Here is a 16,163-nt window from a genome sequence, read left to right on the forward strand (position 1 = left end):
TTCTATGACTGGCACCGCCAAAAACGGCACGGGAGCACGCAGTATTTTCATCGCATCGGCGGAAGGCGATACCGGAAAATCGACCATCGCGCTCGGTGTGCTTGCGGTGTTGACTGCCGCTGGGGGTCGCGTGGGGGTGTTCCGGCCAATCTCTCGCGCTGCCGCGGGCGAGCGTGATTACGTGCTCGACCTCATGCACTCGTATGCGTCGGTCGATATCCCTTACGAGCAGTGCATTGGCGTCACCTACGACGATGTGCACGCCGACCCCGATGCGGCGATCGCCGACATCGTCGACCGCTATCACACGGTCGCTAAACAGTGCGACAACGTGTTGGTGATCGGCTCCGACTACACCGACGTCGCGGCTCCGTCGGAGCTGAGTTTCAATGCGCGGATCGCGGCTAACCTTTCGGCACCAATCATCTTGGTGGTCAAGGCCTTTGAGCAGGAGCCGAGCGAAGTCAAGGCGATCACCGATCTGCTGCTGGCCGAGATTCGTTCCGAGCACGCGACGGCGGTCGCGATTGTCGCCAATCGCTGCGATCCCGACCAACGCAAGGCGGTGGCCGAGGCATTGCAACCGATCGGCATCCGGTCGTGGGCGTTGCCGGAGGAGCCAATCCTGGTGGCCCCCACCATGGGTGAGTTGCGCGATGCGCTCGGTGGCACCCTGTACTCGGGCGACGCTGATCTCCTCGACCACGAGGCGATGGACATGATGGTCGGTGGCATGACCGTCGAACATATCCTGGAACGCCTCAGTGAATCGATGGTGGTGATTGCCCCGGCCGATCGCTCTGACGTGCTGCTGGCATTGGTCAATGCCAATGCGGCCGAAGGGTTTCCGCGTTTGGCGGGCATCGTCATTAACGGTGGCCTGCATCCGCATCCGATGATCGACGCCCTCGTGAAGGGGTTGCGTCCAACCCTTCCCATTGTCGCGTGCGAGCACGGCACCTACGAGACGGCGCGCATTGCCGCCCACACTCGCGGACGCATGCTCACCGATTCGGTCCGCAAGATCGACGCCGCGATGAGCGTAATGGAACGGTATGTGGCACCAAATGAGTTAATCGCCGAACTCGACCTGCACGAACCCGATGTGGTGACGCCGCAGATGTTTGAGTACCAACTGATTTCGCAGGCGAAAGCCGACCCGCAACACATCGTGCTGCCGGAGGGCAACGACGACCGTATCTTGCGGGCCACCGACCGTTTGCTGCGACGCGGCATGGTGCGGATTACCCTGCTCGGCGACCCCGATGCGGTGCGTCGACGCGGCAACGAACTCGGTATTGATCTCGCGCACGTCGAGATCATCGATCCGGCGACATCGCCGCTGGCCGAGGAGTTCGCACCCATCTACATGGAACTGCGCAAGCATAAGGGCATGACTTTGGAGCGGGCTGCGGAAGTGGTCCGCGACGAGTCGTACTTCGGGACCATGCTGCTGCACACCGGCCGCGTCGACGGCATGGTGTCGGGGGCGGTGCACACCACGGCGCAGACCATCCGGCCCGCATTCGAGATCATTAAGACAGTGCCCGGGGTCTCCACGGTGTCCAGCGTCTTCTTTATGCTGCTGGCCGACAAAGTCCTCACCTACGGTGACTGCGCCATCGTTCCCGATCCGACCGCCACCGAACTGGCCGACATTGCGATCTCTTCGGCACAGACGGCCGCGGCCTTCGGCATTGAGCAGCGGGTGGCGATGCTGTCGTATTCGACGGGTGCCTCGGGGGCGGGGGCCGACGTCGACAAGGTAATCCAGGCGACCGAGTTGGTTCGGGAACGCGCGCCGGAACTGTTGGTAGAGGGCCCAATTCAGTACGACGCCGCCGTCGAACCGTCGGTGGCGACGGCAAAGATGCCGGACTCGCCGGTGGCTGGCCGTGCCACGGTCCTCATTTTCCCGGATCTCAACACCGGGAACAACACGTACAAGGCGGTGCAACGCAGTGCCGGAGCCATCGCGATTGGCCCGGTGCTGCAGGGCTTGAACAAGCCGATGAACGACCTGTCGCGCGGGGCACTTGTCACCGACATCGTCAACACGGTGGCGATTACCGCGATCCAGGCGCAGAACAACAAGAAGGCCCAGAACGCAGGGAAAGCACAGGCATGAGCGACAGCGTGAGCGACGACCTGGTTCTCGTAGTGAATGCGGGTTCGTCGTCGTTGAAGTATCAGGTGCTTAATCCGGCAACCGAAGCGGTGATCGCGGACGGGCTGGCCGAGCAGATCGGCGAGTCGAGTTCACGCATCAGGCACGACTACCGCGGCAATGAGGTTCTCGTTGAGGGAACTCTGGTGGACCATAATGCGGCGATCGCGAAGGTGATGGAACTCTTCGAGGCCGACGGTGTCGACCTGGCTGGTTCCGGACTCGCCGCCGTGGGGCATCGCGTGGTGCACGGCGGCCGCAGCTTCTTTGCGCCCACCTTGATCGACGCGACGGTGCGCTCGGAGATCGAGCGGATCTCTCCGCTGGCACCGCTACACAATCCGGCCAATCTCGTCGGTATCGACGCGGTGTCGGCCCTGCTGCCCGATGTGCCGGCCGTCGCCGTCTTCGACACTGCCTTTTTCCATGACCTCCCCGACGCCGCGGCCACCTATGCGCTCGACGCGGAGGTCGCCAAGCAGTACGCGATCCGCCGCTACGGGTTTCACGGGACCAGCCACGAGTACGTCTCACGCAAGGTCGCGGAGACGCTCGGGCGCGACTACGGCGACATTAATCAGATCGTCCTGCACCTCGGGAACGGCGCTTCCATGTCGGCGGTGGCCGGGGGCAAGGCCATCGATACGACGATGGGCATGACGCCGCTGGAAGGTCTCGTCATGGGTACCCGCACCGGTGATATCGATGCGGGCATCGTCTTCCAGCTCGCTCGGGTGGCCGGAATGTCAATCGACGACATCGACGTCCTGTTCAACAAGAATTCCGGCCTCAAAGGCTTGTGCGGGGAGAACGACTTCCGTGCAGTCCTCGAACGCGTCGATGCTGGCGATGATTCTGCGCGTCTGGCGTACGACGTCTACTTACATCGCCTGCGGCGCTACATCGGCGCGTACTTGATTGAGTTGGGTCGGGTCGACGTCATCGTGTTCACCGCCGGCGTCGGCGAGAATGCCAGCCCCGTTCGTGCCGACTCGCTGGCCGGGCTGGAGAATTTCGGCATCGAGGTCGATGCGGAGCGCAATGCCGTCCGCGGCAAGGGCCCGCGCGTCATTTCCACCGACACTTCCGCCGTCACCATCATGGTGGTGCCGACTAACGAAGAACTGGCCATTGCCCGCCAGGCGATCGAGGTCGTCGCCGCAACGGAGTAGGTTTCGGTACCCCCTTTCGGGGGTAGCCCAACCCTCATGTGACGTGGATCATGTGATCATGACCACGAATACAGAGCTCTACCGACGCAGCCGTGACCAGATGATCGACCTGATGGGCGACTACGGCCGGGCTGTTGAGCAGTTCCGCTGGCCCCACATCACCGGAAAGTTCAACTGGGCAATCGACTGGTTCGACGCCTTTGCCCGCGGCAACGATCGCGTCGCCCTCTGGATTACCGAGGAGGACGGATCCGAGGTCAAGGTGACGTTCGACGAGATGGCCGAGAACTCCGATCGCGTTGCCACCTGGCTGAAGGACCTGGGCCTCGGTAAGGGTGACCGCGTGATTCTGATGCTCGGCAACCAGGTGGAGTTGTGGGAGCTCATGCTGGGCATTATGAAGCTCGGTGCCATCGTGATGCCGACGACGTCGGCGCTCGGTTCCGCCGACCTCACCGACCGCATTGAGCGTGGCGGCGCGGGCACCGTCATCGCCAATGTCGGCGACACGGGCAAGTTCGACGACGTTCCCGGCGACTACCGCCGCATCGTGGTCGGCGGTGACGCGGACGGGTGGACCTCGTACTCGGCCAGCGCCGAGACGGAGTCGGCCGGACCGTTCGAGACCGACACCCTGGTCGACGACCCGATGCTCATCTACTTCACTTCCGGCACCACCAGCAAGCCGAAGTTGGTGGAGCATTCGCAGGTCAGCTATGCCGTCGGCCACTTCACCACGATGGCGTGGATTGGTGTTAAACCCGGCGACGTGCACCTGACGATCAGCTCGCCCGGCTGGGCCAAACATGCGTGGAGCCTGTTCTTTGCGCCGTGGATCGCCGAGGCGACGATCTTCGTTTACAACTACTCCCGCTTCGACGCCGCAGCCCTGATGGGACAACTGCAGCGCGCGGGTGTGAATACCTTCTGTGCGCCGCCGACCGTGTGGCGGATGCTGATCCAAGCCGACCTCGGCGACAAGCCCGCCGGGCTGCGTGAACTTCTCGGTGCGGGCGAGCCGCTAAACCCGGACGTGATCCGTCGCGTCGAGCAGTCGTGGGGCCTGACCATCCGAGATGGTTTTGGTCAGACGGAAACTACCCTGCAGGTCGGCAACACTCCGGGGCAGCCGCTGAAGGCTGGCTCCATGGGCCGTCCCATGCCGGGCGTCCCCGTGGTGTTGGTGGACCCGTTGACCGGTGAGCTCGCCGATGAAGGCGAAATTTGTCTCGACTTGAGTGTGCGGCCCGTGAACCTGATGACCGGCTATCTCGGGGATCCGGAGCGAAATCAGGCGGTCATGGCTGGCGGCTACTACCACACCGGTGACGTCGCCTCCCGTGACGAGGACGGCTACATCACCTACGTGGGGCGCACCGACGACGTTTTCAAATCCTCTGACTACAAGGTGTCGCCATTCGAGCTGGAGAGCGTGCTCATCGAGCATCCAGCGGTCGTCGAAGCGGCCGTGGTGCCGCAGCCCGACGAGACGCGGTTGGCCGTTCCGAAGGCCTACGTGACCCTTGCCGAGGGGTGGGAACCGACTGCCGACACCGCGAAGGCGATCATGGAGTACGCCCGCGACCATCTCGCGCCGTACCTGAAGGTGCGCCGGGTGGAGTTCTTTGAGTTGCCGAAGACAATCTCGGGCAAGATCCGTCGCGTGGAACTGCAGCAACGTGAGTCGTCGGCCTCGACGGCGGGCGAAATGATTCCGACCGAATACCGCTACGAGGACTTGCTGAGCTGACGCTCGTGACTACCGCAGCGTCGTCTTAGAGGAGGGTCGCCGGACGAATCAGGTTCGCGAGGTCCACGAGGAGGAAGCGGTGGGCGCGGTTATCGCGGGTGGCTCGTGCCAGTTCGCGGAGGGAGCGTTCGGTACCGGCGCGCAGGCCATGCTCGTTGAACGGGAAACCGAGGAAGTCATCGGCCGGGAAATCCTCGTCGAGATGGCTGTCGATCCAGCCGAGGGCCGTCCCCAGAATGATGAGCTGTAGTCGGCCGCGGCGGGGGTCGTCCCAGCTGATCTCCTCAAACCGTTCAGCCGCCTCGAACAATTCCCACCGAGCCACTTCGCTCGGATTGCGGCCGTGCACCAGGGTGACGATCGCCGATAGCTGGGCGGTGCCGTAGTGCCGCGACGTGGTGGGGACTTCGTCAAGGGGTTCAATCGCCTCGTCAAAACTCCCCTCGGCCAGAATCATCCGGGCCAAACCAAACGCCGCGGAGACGATGCCGTGGTCGGTGAGCCATAGGTCGTGATAGTTCTGGCGAGCAATGTCGTACCAGCGCTCCACCTGGGACAGTTGGTTATTGGAGGTCGAATCCTGCGCCGACAACCAATACCCGATCAACTCGGCCGTACCCGCGACCGCAAGCTTCGGCGCAACCTCACCGGGCATCGCCTCGAGGACCTCGTGGAAGCGTTCGAACGCCAACTCCGGTTCCGCATTCAGGAGTGAACAAATTCCGAGATACCAGTGCAGTCGCCACGAATCCCCGTGGTGCACGGCCACTTCACGCAGCAACTGCAGTGCCGTATCGAGGTTTCCCAACTCCAGATGGGCGCGGGCCTCGGCAAGATCGAGTTCCAACGACGGGTGCAGCGGATCGATATTGTCGCTGGCATCAACGTTCGCCAGCATCGCCTTGAATCCCTCGGCGCGGGCCGCGCGGATCGTGTCCAACGTCTGCCTCGGATACGACAGCGCCGCCGAGGTCAAGATTCCGGCAGCCGGATCCGCCGGGTCGACGAGGGGAACCGGAAGGGCGCGGGCAATGTCTGCCGGGTCGTGGAGCGCGGCATCCTTGGGGTCGAAGAACCCGTCGACCGGTGCCAGCAGCAAGTCGGTCCCGAAGGTCGACCGCTGCGGGGTAAACACCGTCGACATCGACGGGCGTGGCACACCGGTGTGCAACGCCACCGTCTCGCGGAGCACGTTGAGGACCTGCGTCGTCATTTCCTCAGCCGAGGAAAAACGCTCGTTCGGATCCTCCGATGTCGCGCGGTGTAGCAAGAAGTAGAACGACGGGTTTTCCCTGAACAGCGGGGTGGTTTCCGGATCGGGCAGACCATCCAGGTAGCGGCCGTCGACCATGGGCATATCGACAGTCAATACGGCCAGAGTGCGCCCGATGCTGTAAATATCGGTGACGATCTGCGGTCCGGTTTGAACAATCTCCGGTGCCTGAAAACCGGGCGTTCCGTACAGGTGGCCGGTGCCGTTAATCGCCGAAACCGCACCCATATCAATGAGTTTCACCTCATCGCTGGTGATCATGATGTTGTCGGGCTTCACGTCGTTGTAAACCAAACCGACCGAATGCAGATACCCGACGGCCGAAAGCACTTCCAAGATGTACGCCATGGCGTGTTCGATCGGCATCAATGTCGGCTCGCCACGATCCGATGTGGTGAGTTGCTTCAGCGTGTGACCGCCGACGTACTCCATCACGATGTAGCCGACCGGGCGACCATCGTCGGTGACCCACTCGACAAAGTTGAAAATCTTGACGATGCCGGGGTCATTGACCGACGCCAAGAACTGTCGCTCCGAGATTGCGACAGCCTGAGCTTGGGAGTCGGACGAGTTCAGCAGGCCCTTGAGAACGACCGGGCGATCGGACACGTTGTGGTCCACGGCCAGGTAAATCCAACCCATACCGCCGTGGGCGATAGCGCCGGCGATCTCGTACTGATCGGCGACGATGGTGCCGCGCTTAAGCCCGGGCACAAATGAGTAGCGCGAACCGCAATTCCAACAGTCGCCGGAGAGCGGCCCCTCGCCGCGACCAGACGAACGCCCGACGGGTTCCCCGCACTTCCAGCACTTGCGTTTGCTTTCCACGATCACCGGATCGGACAGCACGGCGTCGGCCGGGTCGATATCGGTGATCTCGGGGAGCGGCACCAGTTCGCTGCCGAGGCGGCGGTCGTGAATGTGGGCGGCCTTGCGACTCTTGCGGCGGGAGGCGGCGATGTCGTCGAGAATGCGTCGGACCTGGGTCGACTGCGTAATCGGGGTGGCGAATGCGCCACCAGCCCCGACTGTCCCCACTGTCCCGGCCGTCCCGACAGTCTCTACGGTGCCGGCTGGCATGGTGCCCGCCTGCGTTTCGACGGGCTCAACCTTTTTTTCGTCACTCATGGTGGGTCAATCTCGATATCTGGTCGGCGGTGGCGAACCCGGCCCCAAAATGGCGAGGTACTGGTTGTACGACCGTTGCCAGCTGCCGTCGGCGCTGCGTGCGGCAAGGACCGCGTTGACGAAGCGAACCATGTCGTTCTGGTTTTTGGGGATGCCGACACCGTAATTTTCGGTACCGAGGCTGGCACCGGTCACGTGCACCCACGGATCCTGGCTGGCGAGACCGGCGAGGATGGGGTCGTCGGAGGTGACGGCATCAACCTGTCCCTGCTGCATCAGCACCAGGCAGTCGGCCCAACTCGACGTGGTGATGAACTTGACGTCGGGCACCCGTTCTTGCACCCGTGCGATCGAGGTGGATGCGCGCGTGGCGCACACGTTCTTCCCCGCGAGGTCCGACACGGTCGAGATTCCCGAATTTCGATACACCAGGATCTGCTGCGAGGCGGCGTAGTAGGGGACAGAGAAACTCACCGACTTGAGCCGATCGCACGTGATCGACATGGTTTTCACCACGATGTCGACGGTGCCGTCCTCGAGGGCTTTCATGCGGTTCTCGTTCGACAGCATTCGGTATTCGATCAGGTTGGGGTCGCCGAAAATCGCGTCGGCAATCCAATGCGCGACGTCGATGTCGAAGCCTTGGACGTCACCGCTGATGGGATCGCGGAAGCTCAACGGGTTGCTGCCGAGGTCGGTGCCGACAATGAGGCGACCACGCTGGAAGATCCGTTCCATCGTCGACTTGGCGGGCATGCTCCGGGGTTCCGGCAGCGGAGTCGGGCGGAGTCCGACGGTGGCATCGCAGGTGTCGTTCGACGCCGGTGCGTCGGGTGGGGCACCAACGGTCACCTCCGGCGGCCACGGGGCCTGCGCGGTGGCCGAGGGAGGCGGATTGGCACTGTCGGCTTCGGTGGTGCAACCGGTCATCGCGATCATGATGGCTGCCGCTGCGACAGCGAGGCGGGCTGAGCGGGATCTCGTCATCGGTACTCCCGAATGCGTGGGATGAGGCCGAAAATCACCGCGAAGGCGGCCAACACGCACACCAGGCCGATGCCGGTGCCGGTATACCCGAGAAGCGTCTGAGCGGTACTGATGTTGTCCCGGAAGGTGGTGCGGGCGTCCGCGATCGCCTTCACCAGGGCGTCATTGACTTCGTTGTAGCCGGTGGCCGTACTGATTTTGCCGTTACCGATAGTCAGGGCACGCGCGGCGGTGAAGTCGCCTCCGGCGAGCCGTCGACCCACTTCTTCGTGGGCGCCACGCCACCTTTCGAGCGCGGCTTGGGCATCGCTGATCGGCTGGGTGAGCCCGGGGTTCTCGGCGTGAGATGGATCGTTCGCGAGTCGGTCGGCGTCTGCGCTGATCTGTTCCAGGTCTTGCACAAAGCCGACGTCGAGTTCGCCGGGATCGGTGCGGCGCACCAGCGACAGAGTTTCCGCTGACCGGGCTTGCTGGGTCAGGATGCGCATCGTCGTCAGCGTGTGGAGTGGTTCGGCACCCGCGGTCTTAGCCGTGTTGGCCGCAGCCACCGACAATAGTCCCGACACCAACAGCCAAACCGTGCCGATCCCGAGGGCGGCCAGCGCCCCGATCAACCCGAGATTGAAGTGCCTGCGCGTGCGTCTGGCCAAGTATCGGCCGGTCGCGAGCAGCATCAAAATAATGATCAGCAAGGCCACGTACACCCCCCACGGGGGCACGGTCAGAGTGCGCTGAGGATCGGAGATTGCCGCCGACCGGTCCTCGTAAAGGCGCTGTGCCGCAGGCAGAATCGTGCCAAGCATCAGGGTCGACGCTTCGCTCAAGTAGGCCGAGCCGACCGGGTTGGCGAGCCGATTGTTGGTGCGGGCAGTTTCGATCAGCCCGGTGTACACCGGGATGCTGGTCGAGAGCGTGTTGAGGTCGTTGCGGGCGGCCCGCTGACTGTCGGTCAGGTCGTCGCCGTTCGCCACACCGTCGGCAGCGGCGACGAGCGCTGTGGCCGCCGTGGCGATGGAATCGGTGTACTCCGACCGCAATTCGGGGGATTCGCGCCCCCCGGAAATGAAGGCGGAGTTGGCGGCGGCGTCAGCAACCGACAGTGAGCTGTACAGGACTTCGGCCGCCTCGGCTTGCGGTTCGGCCCGGCTGACCAGCGCTTCGAGGGTCTGACTGCGATTGTTCAGCGAAGCCGACGAGTAGAAGCCGGTGAGGCCGCACGCGAGCGTCATCGTGATCATGATCATCAGCAACTTGCCGGGCGTCGTCGTGGCATAAAACCGCAGTGTGAGCAGCGGAGACGAGACGCGTTCGCGGGTAATCGCCGAGATCTCGCGGCGGTCGGCGATAACCTGCCGAAGGGTGGGGTTCGCCGACCCGCGCTCGGGCAGCACGCTTCGGCCCGCGTGGGTGAGTGCAGAGCGCACTCGGTAAACCTGGCCGGCCACGTTGTTCCCTTCGAATGAACTGTGTCCAACCCTAGTCGGCGCGACTGCGCTCGCGCTGCCAGGCCGGTACGGTGATTCTTCAGATATCGGAAAATCCCTTTGCTGGAGGCAACGCAGTGCGTGGAGACGGTGACGGCTGGGTGTTCGACGGCGCAGGCGGGCGGTACTGGGGGCGGCACGGTGCGGCCGGTCTGCTGCTGTTTGCGCCCGACGCCGAAGGAACGGTGGTCGTGCTGTTGCAGCACCGGGCGATTTGGTCGCACCAGGGCGGAACTTGGGGGCTGCCGGGCGGTGCCCGCGATTCCCACGAGACTGTTGAGCAGGCCGCCGTCCGTGAGGCCAACGAAGAAGCCGGGATCATCGAAGCTGACCTCACCGTGGTCGAATCGATTGTCACCCACACCGCATCCGGTGGCTGGACGTACACGACGGTCCTCGCCGAGGCCGAGAAGCCGGTGGTGACCGTCGGCAACGGCGAGTCCGCCGAACTGCGCTGGGTCCCGGCCGACGAAGTCGCCAACCTGCCCCTTCACCCGGGTCTGGCCGCCTCCTGGGCCGACCTGCTACCGAAACTGCTGGTTTAGCTGTCGGTGACTCCGGACTTCAGAAACGCTAAGCGGCAAGCTGGTTTGCCCCGGCGATCAGCGCATTGACTGTCGCTTCGTCGCCGTCCCGGCCACGGCCCGACGACCATCCCTGTCGAGAGTCGCGTTCGCACAGAAGGTAGGTGACGGTTTCGTCGCCGTCGCGCTGCTGCGACAGCCGGACGATTTCGATGCCCGCGCCGAGGGCGTACAGGATTTCGGTCATGGCGGCGATGGTGCCGGTGGCGGTCGCCGAAATGTCGTGGGCGTCCCTGCCGAGAGTGATGTGGGCGCGCGCGACGACCGTGTCGGCCCGCGCGGGCTCAATGGACAGAGTTTGCAAGGTGATGAAAGCTGCCGCGCTCATGTCTGCAGAGGATGGCTGGGGGAATTGAATGTAAGGCATCTGGAAACTTCATTTCGGTCGAATCTTTGATGACCGACTAGCTCCAGGGTGTGGAGACGACAAACCCGCAGCGGGGGGTCGGTCGAGATCAGACCCCGCTGCGGCGGGTTACGAGAAGGTTCCACAACATGATGTCGGGCAGCCTACCCGATTTTGAGGGCTCGCGCAGCTGTCGTCGGATCAGTGGCGCCGGTAATCGCGCGGACCACCACAATCCGCTGTGCGCCAGCAGCTTTCACCTCATCGAGACGTTCGAGGTCGATCCCGCCGATCGCGAACCACGGCTTATTGGGGTGGCGTGCGGCGACGTCGGAGACGAAGTCCAGGCCCGTCGCTGCGCGGCCCGGCTTGGTTGGCGTGGTCCAGCAGGGGCCGGTGCAGAAGTAGTCGATATCGGGATCGGTGATGGCGTCGATGGCCTCGTCAATGCGGTGGGTGGAACGGCCAATCACCATGTCCGGCCCCACAATTTCCCGTGCCGCCGCCGGTGGCAGGTCGTCCTGGCCGAGGTGCAGCACGTCGGCACCGACGGCCGCCGCCAGGTCGGCGCGGTCGTTCACGGCAAGCAGCGCCCGATAGGCCTTCGTGAGTTCAGCGATCTGCCCCAACAGGTCGATCTGCTGCAGGGTCGTCAGCTCACCGAACTCGCGCTCGCCGGGGGACCCCTTATCGCGCAACTGAACTATGTCGACGCCACCGTCGAGGGCCGCGCGGACAAAGTCGACGAGGTCACCGCGTTCGCGTCGTGCGTCGGTACACAGGTACAAGCTGGCATCTTCGAGGCGGGTGCGCGCGTTCATGACCGCCACCTTAGTGGTGTGCCCGGCGCGGTAAACTCGGGGCGTATTCCTCACACGGGAGCTCGGAGGTTCGTCGGGCTGAGAGGGCGTCGCGCCGACGCTGACCGTCACACCTGATCCGGATAATGCCGGCGTAGGAAGGCTCTCATGCTCGGTGAACTAGCGGTCGTCGGTGGTGGCGTCGTCGGCTTGACGTGCGCTCTCGCCGCCGTCGATAGCGGTTGGCGCGTCACGGTATTCGACGCCGGACCCGACCGCCGAGCCTCCGATGTGGCGGGTGGCATGCTCGGTTGCCTCGCCGAAGGGCACCCCGGTGAAGACCGGCTCCTGGCCATTTCCCGCGAGTCGACGTCCCTGTGGCCGGGGTTGCTGAATCGTCTCAGTTGCCCTGACATTCTGACCGCGACCGACAGTCTCCTGGTCGGGGCCACACCGTCGGATGTTGCCGCGCTGGAAACGCAGATGCGGTTTCTGCGGTCGGAACTGCCCGACGACACACACCGGATCCCGTCGGCGTCGGCCCGCGAACTACGAACCCTGGAACCGGCCCTTGCCCGAAATGTGGCGGGCGGATTCCAAGCGGTCGGGGAGGGCGCGGTCGACAACCGTAAGCTCCTCGCCGCTTTGCGTGCGGCGCTCGACGCGGCGGGCGTAATGCAGGTGCGTGCCGAGATCGACAACCTCGCCGACGTGCCCGGCGAGCAGATTCTGGTGGCCGCCGGACTCGACACTCGACGACTTCTCCCCGACGTCGACCTCCGCGGTGAGAAGGGGGAAATCCTCCGACTGCGCCGCACTCGATGGTCAGTTGCTCCGCCGCGCAATGTGATTCGCGCGCGCTGGCACGGCCGGCCGGTGTATCTCGTGCCACGCGAAGACGGCATTGTTCTGGGTGCCACCCAATACGAGGCCTACGACGACACCGACCGCGCCCCACTGGCCGGGGGCGTCGCGGACCTGCTGGGCGACGCCGATGAATTGATGCCGGGCCTGCGAACTTACGAACTCACCGAGGTCAGCGCAGGCATCCGACCGTCGTCGGCGGACGGCGTACCGCTCATCGAACGCGTCGATGAGCGGGTGACGGTAGCCGCCGGACATGGCCGTAACGGGATCGCGCTGGCACCCTGGACGGCGCAGCAGGTCCTCGCGGTACTGGCACAACACTCAACACACACCTCGACCGAAGATAGGGGAGTCCACCATGGAATTGACCGTGAACGGTGACACCGTCACCCTCGATGAAGCGCCGACCGTCGCGCAGTTGTTGACCCACCTCGACCTGCCCGAAACGGGGGTCGCGGTGGCCGTCAACGGGATTGTGCGACCTAAGAGCGAGTGGGACCAGGTCTTGCTGCCGTTCGCCGAACTCGACATTCTGACGGCTGTGCAAGGTGGCTAGCCCGGGAATCGAACCGCTCCGCATTGCCGAGCGTGAGTTCGGGTCGCGGCTCATCACCGGAACCGGCGGAGCCAGCAACCTGGCGATTCTGGAACGCGCGCTGGTGGCGTCCGGAACCGAGTTGACGACCGTCGCGATGCGCCGGATCAGCCCGGAGTCGGGGACCGGCTTGCTCGACCTCCTCCGCCGCCTGGGGATCGCGCTGCTGCCGAACACGGCGGGATGCCATACGACAGCCGAGGCCGTTTTGACCGCGCAACTGGGGCGCGAGGCGTGCGAAACCAACCTGGTGAAACTGGAGGTGGTCGCCGACGACCGCACGCTGCTCCCGGATCCGCTCGAGCTGGTCGACGCCGCGCTGGCGCTGGTCGCCGACGGATTCGATGTGCTGGCATACACCAACGACGACCCCGTCCTGGCGCTCCGGCTCGAGGACGCCGGGGTTGCGGCGGTGATGCCGCTCGGGTCCCCGATCGGTACCGGACTGGGCATTTCAAATCCGCACAACATTGAGATGATCGTGGCGCGCGCCGGGGTGCCCGTCGTTTTGGACGCAGGCATTGGGACGGCGAGCGACGCCGCCCTCGCGATGGAACTCGGTTGCGACGCAGTGCTTCTCGCCTCTGCCGTGACGCGCGCCGACGATCCGGAAGTGATGGGCGCAGCGATGAAGCATGCGGTGATCGGCGGCTATTTGGCGGCCAGGGCCGGGCGTATTCCGAAACGCTTCTGGGCGCAGGCGTCGTCCCCGGCCCGAGGGTAGGAACGGTGGCTTAGGCTTCGGCGTCTTCGCGTCCGCGGTGCCAACCGCCCTTCTCCGGCGGTGCTTCACCGAAGTGGTCGGGTTCGCCGGTGCCATACCAAGCCACAAGGACCGCACCGACCACCGCGCCGATGAAACCGACGACGGCTAGCCAGCCGAGGCCGACGCGCGCTGAGTCGCCGAGGAATGCGACGCCAATGATGCTGGGGCCAGCCGTTTCGCCAACCACCAGCATGGCGGTGACGCCACTGACCGCACCCACCTGCAGGGCAACGGTTTGGACATAGAAGCCGATCGCCCCCGCGATCGCGATCGACCACGCGGCCGGATCAGTCAGCAGGGTTACCAGGTGGAACGGTTCGAGCCCGTGCAGAACGCGGACGGCGCATGCAATGACGCCGAACAGCAGACCGGCGCACGCGCCGCCGATGGGTGCCGCGAACTTGCCGCCGCGGTAGACGCCCACCAGCGAGATGGTGCACAGCGCGAGGGTCGCGATGAACAATCCCCAGTGGAATGCCATCGAGGCGTTGTCGTTGGCGCCGGGCGATGACGAAACGCCGAGCATAAACAGCGAAAGCACCACCAGCCAGATCGCGACCCAGTCGCGGGTGTGCAGCGTAATGCCGAGCAGCAACGTACCGAGCAGGGCTGTGACCACCAGGTTTGCCGACACGATCGATTGCGCGAGGAAGAGCGGAAGAAAGCGGGCGGCTACGGCTCCGCCAGCAAATCCGACCACCACCATCACGGTGCCGAAAATGAATGCGGGGTCGGCGATTGTCGAGAACGTCGATTCGACGGATGGCGAAGAGCTACCATCGATTCCGGCTTTGCCGTCTTCGCGTTGCTCTACGGCGACCCGTCGGGCGCCCAGTGCACGGAGCACGGTCGAGACGCCATAGGCCACCGCGGCCATCGACGCCGCAATGATCCCGATGACAAACAAGTAGACAATCCCCTGCGTTGATGTGGTCGAGCTGGTCTTCTGGAGTACTGATCTTATTGAGTACTGAGGCGATTCTGAGTACTTGGTAAGAACACGCTACACGGCCAGCATGTTCCCGGGCGTTCTCATTGTTTGGTTCTTGTCTAGGCTGTACCCGTGGACTCTGGTGCGCGCAAACATATATTGATTACCTTCGGCAGGTCATTTCTGACCTTGAACCTGGCGAGGCTCCTCGCTGCGGGCGGATACAAGGTCTCGACCTGCGACAGTTTGCCGATTGCGGTGAGCAGGTATTCAAACGCGGTGTCGAAGTTTCATCGGGTGAGCCCGCCGAAGTTCAAGCCGCAGGAATACTGCCGCGATGTTGCCGAGATTGTGCGGTCCGAGGGCATCGACATGGTGATCCCCATTCACGAAGAGACCGACATTCTGGCGATGATGCAGGGCCTCTTCCCTCCGACGTGCGATCTGTTCCTGTCGCCCTTCGAGGTCGAAGAGATGCTGCACAATAAGTTGTCGTACCAGGAGGCTCTTGTCGAGCGGGGTTTTCCGACGTTGAAGTTTGCGAAGCTGGCGTCGCCCGACGACGTCAAGGATCTTGACTTCACTACGCCCTTCGCCGTGAAGCAGACCTATTCGCGAGGCTCGCAGCAGGTTTACAAGGTGCAACCGGGGCAGTCTCTCGACTTCTTGACCTACGATCCCGACAATCCCTGGATTGCCCAGGAATGGTTGGAGGGCGACCGCTACTGCACGTACTCGGTGTGCCGCGATGGCGAAGTCTTCGCTCACGCCACGTACCCGGTTCGGTATGCGATCGACGGGAGTTCGTGCCTGACCTTTGAGCAGGTCGACCATCCGGGGATCCTCGAATGGGTGCAGCGGTTCGCGAAGTCGGTCAATTTCACCGGGCACATGGGTCTGGACTTTATCGACCATCCGGACCGCGGCCTCTACACGATCGAATGCAATCCGCGGGGAACCAGCGGCATCATGATGTTTACCCGGGAATGCGGTCTCGACCGCGCCTTCTTTGGACAAAACACCGAGGTCCTCAGCCCTCCGACCGGGAACGTCCGGATGATCGGGGTTGGCATGGCGCTGTACGGCTGGCGGAAATCGTCGTTGCCGAACAATAAGTTCCGCACCTTCTTGCGCGACTTCCGCGCGGCGAGTGACGTCATCTACGACCCGCAAGACAAGATGCCCGCGGTGATGCTGATCCCCGCCTACGCCGCGATTCTGACCCACGGTTACAAGTACAAAGTCGGCCTTGCCGAGGCGTTCATGCACGACCACGAGTGGGACGGCCACCAAATCCAAGGGTTGGATTAAAC

General features: G+C 63.8%; 14 protein-coding genes and 1 riboswitch. Of the genes, 8 read left to right on the top strand and 6 right to left on the bottom strand.

What is annotated here, in order from left to right:
* Positions 1-4: 4 nt before the first annotated feature.
* From pta to AC1L34_RS15265, 3 genes are read left to right on the top strand one after another with little or no spacing between them, the layout of a single operon-like run.
* A complete protein-coding gene (pta, locus tag AC1L34_RS15255; protein ID WP_424322304.1) occupies positions 5-2,128 on the top strand; it encodes a phosphate acetyltransferase in 2,124 nt (707 codons plus the stop codon).
* Positions 2,125-3,339, top strand: coding sequence for an acetate kinase (locus AC1L34_RS15260; protein ID WP_424293372.1), 1,215 nt, complete (start codon positions 2,125-2,127; stop codon positions 3,337-3,339). Before pta ends, AC1L34_RS15260 begins: the two co-directional genes overlap by 4 nt.
* Before the next feature lie 58 nt (positions 3,340-3,397).
* A complete protein-coding gene (locus AC1L34_RS15265) occupies positions 3,398-5,089 on the top strand; it encodes an AMP-binding protein (RefSeq protein ID WP_424322303.1) in 1,692 nt (563 codons plus the stop codon).
* A 25-nt stretch (positions 5,090-5,114) separates the two neighbouring features.
* Here AC1L34_RS15265 and AC1L34_RS15270 read toward each other — a convergent pair whose 3' ends face one another.
* From AC1L34_RS15270 to AC1L34_RS15280, 3 genes are read right to left on the bottom strand one after another with little or no spacing between them, the layout of a single operon-like run.
* Entirely contained in the window at positions 5,115-7,490 is a 2,376-nt protein-coding gene (locus AC1L34_RS15270; RefSeq protein ID WP_424322302.1) for a serine/threonine-protein kinase, read from the bottom strand.
* Positions 7,491-7,496: 6 nt separating this feature from the next.
* On the bottom strand, positions 7,497-8,477 hold the full coding sequence (locus AC1L34_RS15275; protein WP_424293375.1) for a glutamate ABC transporter substrate-binding protein: 981 nt from the start codon (positions 8,475-8,477) through the stop codon (positions 7,497-7,499).
* Positions 8,474-9,922 (bottom strand): hypothetical protein, encoded by a 1,449-nt coding sequence (locus AC1L34_RS15280; protein ID WP_424293376.1) that lies wholly within the window; start codon positions 9,920-9,922, stop codon positions 8,474-8,476. The genes AC1L34_RS15275 and AC1L34_RS15280 overlap by 4 nt, the downstream gene beginning before the upstream one ends.
* Positions 9,923-10,038: 116 nt before the next feature.
* Here AC1L34_RS15280 and AC1L34_RS15285 point away from each other — a divergent pair, with 116 nt between their 5' ends.
* Entirely contained in the window at positions 10,039-10,506 is a 468-nt protein-coding gene (locus tag AC1L34_RS15285; RefSeq protein ID WP_424293377.1) for an NUDIX hydrolase, read from the top strand.
* A 28-nt stretch (positions 10,507-10,534) separates the two neighbouring features.
* Here the strand turns inward: AC1L34_RS15285 and AC1L34_RS15290 are convergent, their stop codons facing one another.
* Together AC1L34_RS15290 and thiE are read right to left on the bottom strand one after the other, a co-directional pair.
* Positions 10,535-10,873 (bottom strand): hypothetical protein, encoded by a 339-nt coding sequence (locus AC1L34_RS15290; protein WP_424293378.1) that lies wholly within the window; start codon positions 10,871-10,873, stop codon positions 10,535-10,537.
* Positions 10,874-11,055: 182 nt separating this feature from the next.
* Positions 11,056-11,712, bottom strand: a complete 657-nt coding sequence (gene thiE, locus AC1L34_RS15295; RefSeq protein ID WP_424322301.1) for a thiamine phosphate synthase — start codon at positions 11,710-11,712, stop codon at positions 11,056-11,058.
* Positions 11,713-11,765: 53 nt separating this feature from the next.
* Positions 11,766-11,869, top strand: a riboswitch (TPP riboswitch).
* On the opposite strand from thiE, the gene AC1L34_RS15300 reads away from it, so the two are divergent.
* The 3 genes from AC1L34_RS15300 (at position 11,860) to thiG (ending at position 13,877) form a co-directional block, all read left to right on the top strand.
* Positions 11,860-12,939: an FAD-dependent oxidoreductase gene (locus AC1L34_RS15300; protein WP_424293148.1), complete on the top strand. Its 1,080-nt coding sequence runs from the start codon at positions 11,860-11,862 to the stop codon at positions 12,937-12,939. It overlaps the preceding riboswitch by 10 nt.
* Complete coding sequence (gene thiS / locus AC1L34_RS15305) at positions 12,917-13,114, top strand: sulfur carrier protein ThiS (RefSeq protein WP_424293149.1); 198 nt, start codon at positions 12,917-12,919, stop codon at positions 13,112-13,114. Before AC1L34_RS15300 ends, thiS begins: the two co-directional genes overlap by 23 nt.
* Complete coding sequence (gene thiG, locus AC1L34_RS15310) at positions 13,107-13,877, top strand: thiazole synthase (RefSeq protein ID WP_424293150.1); 771 nt, start codon at positions 13,107-13,109, stop codon at positions 13,875-13,877. The genes thiS and thiG overlap by 8 nt, the downstream gene beginning before the upstream one ends.
* A gap of 10 nt (positions 13,878-13,887) precedes the next feature.
* Here the strand turns inward: thiG and AC1L34_RS15315 are convergent, their stop codons facing one another.
* The gene (locus tag AC1L34_RS15315) at positions 13,888-14,826 is read right to left on the bottom strand and encodes an EamA/RhaT family transporter (RefSeq protein WP_424293151.1); all 939 of its coding nucleotides are present in this window, start codon (positions 14,824-14,826) and stop codon (positions 13,888-13,890) included.
* Between the two features lie 156 nt (positions 14,827-14,982).
* On the opposite strand from AC1L34_RS15315, the gene AC1L34_RS15320 reads away from it, so the two are divergent.
* Positions 14,983-16,161 carry an ATP-grasp domain-containing protein gene (locus AC1L34_RS15320; protein ID WP_424322300.1) on the top strand — a complete coding sequence of 393 codons (1,179 nt, stop codon included), beginning with the start codon at positions 14,983-14,985 and terminating at the stop codon, positions 16,159-16,161.
* Positions 16,162-16,163 lie beyond the last annotated feature (2 nt).

This window comes from Gordonia sp. 34D, from assembly GCF_056682775.1.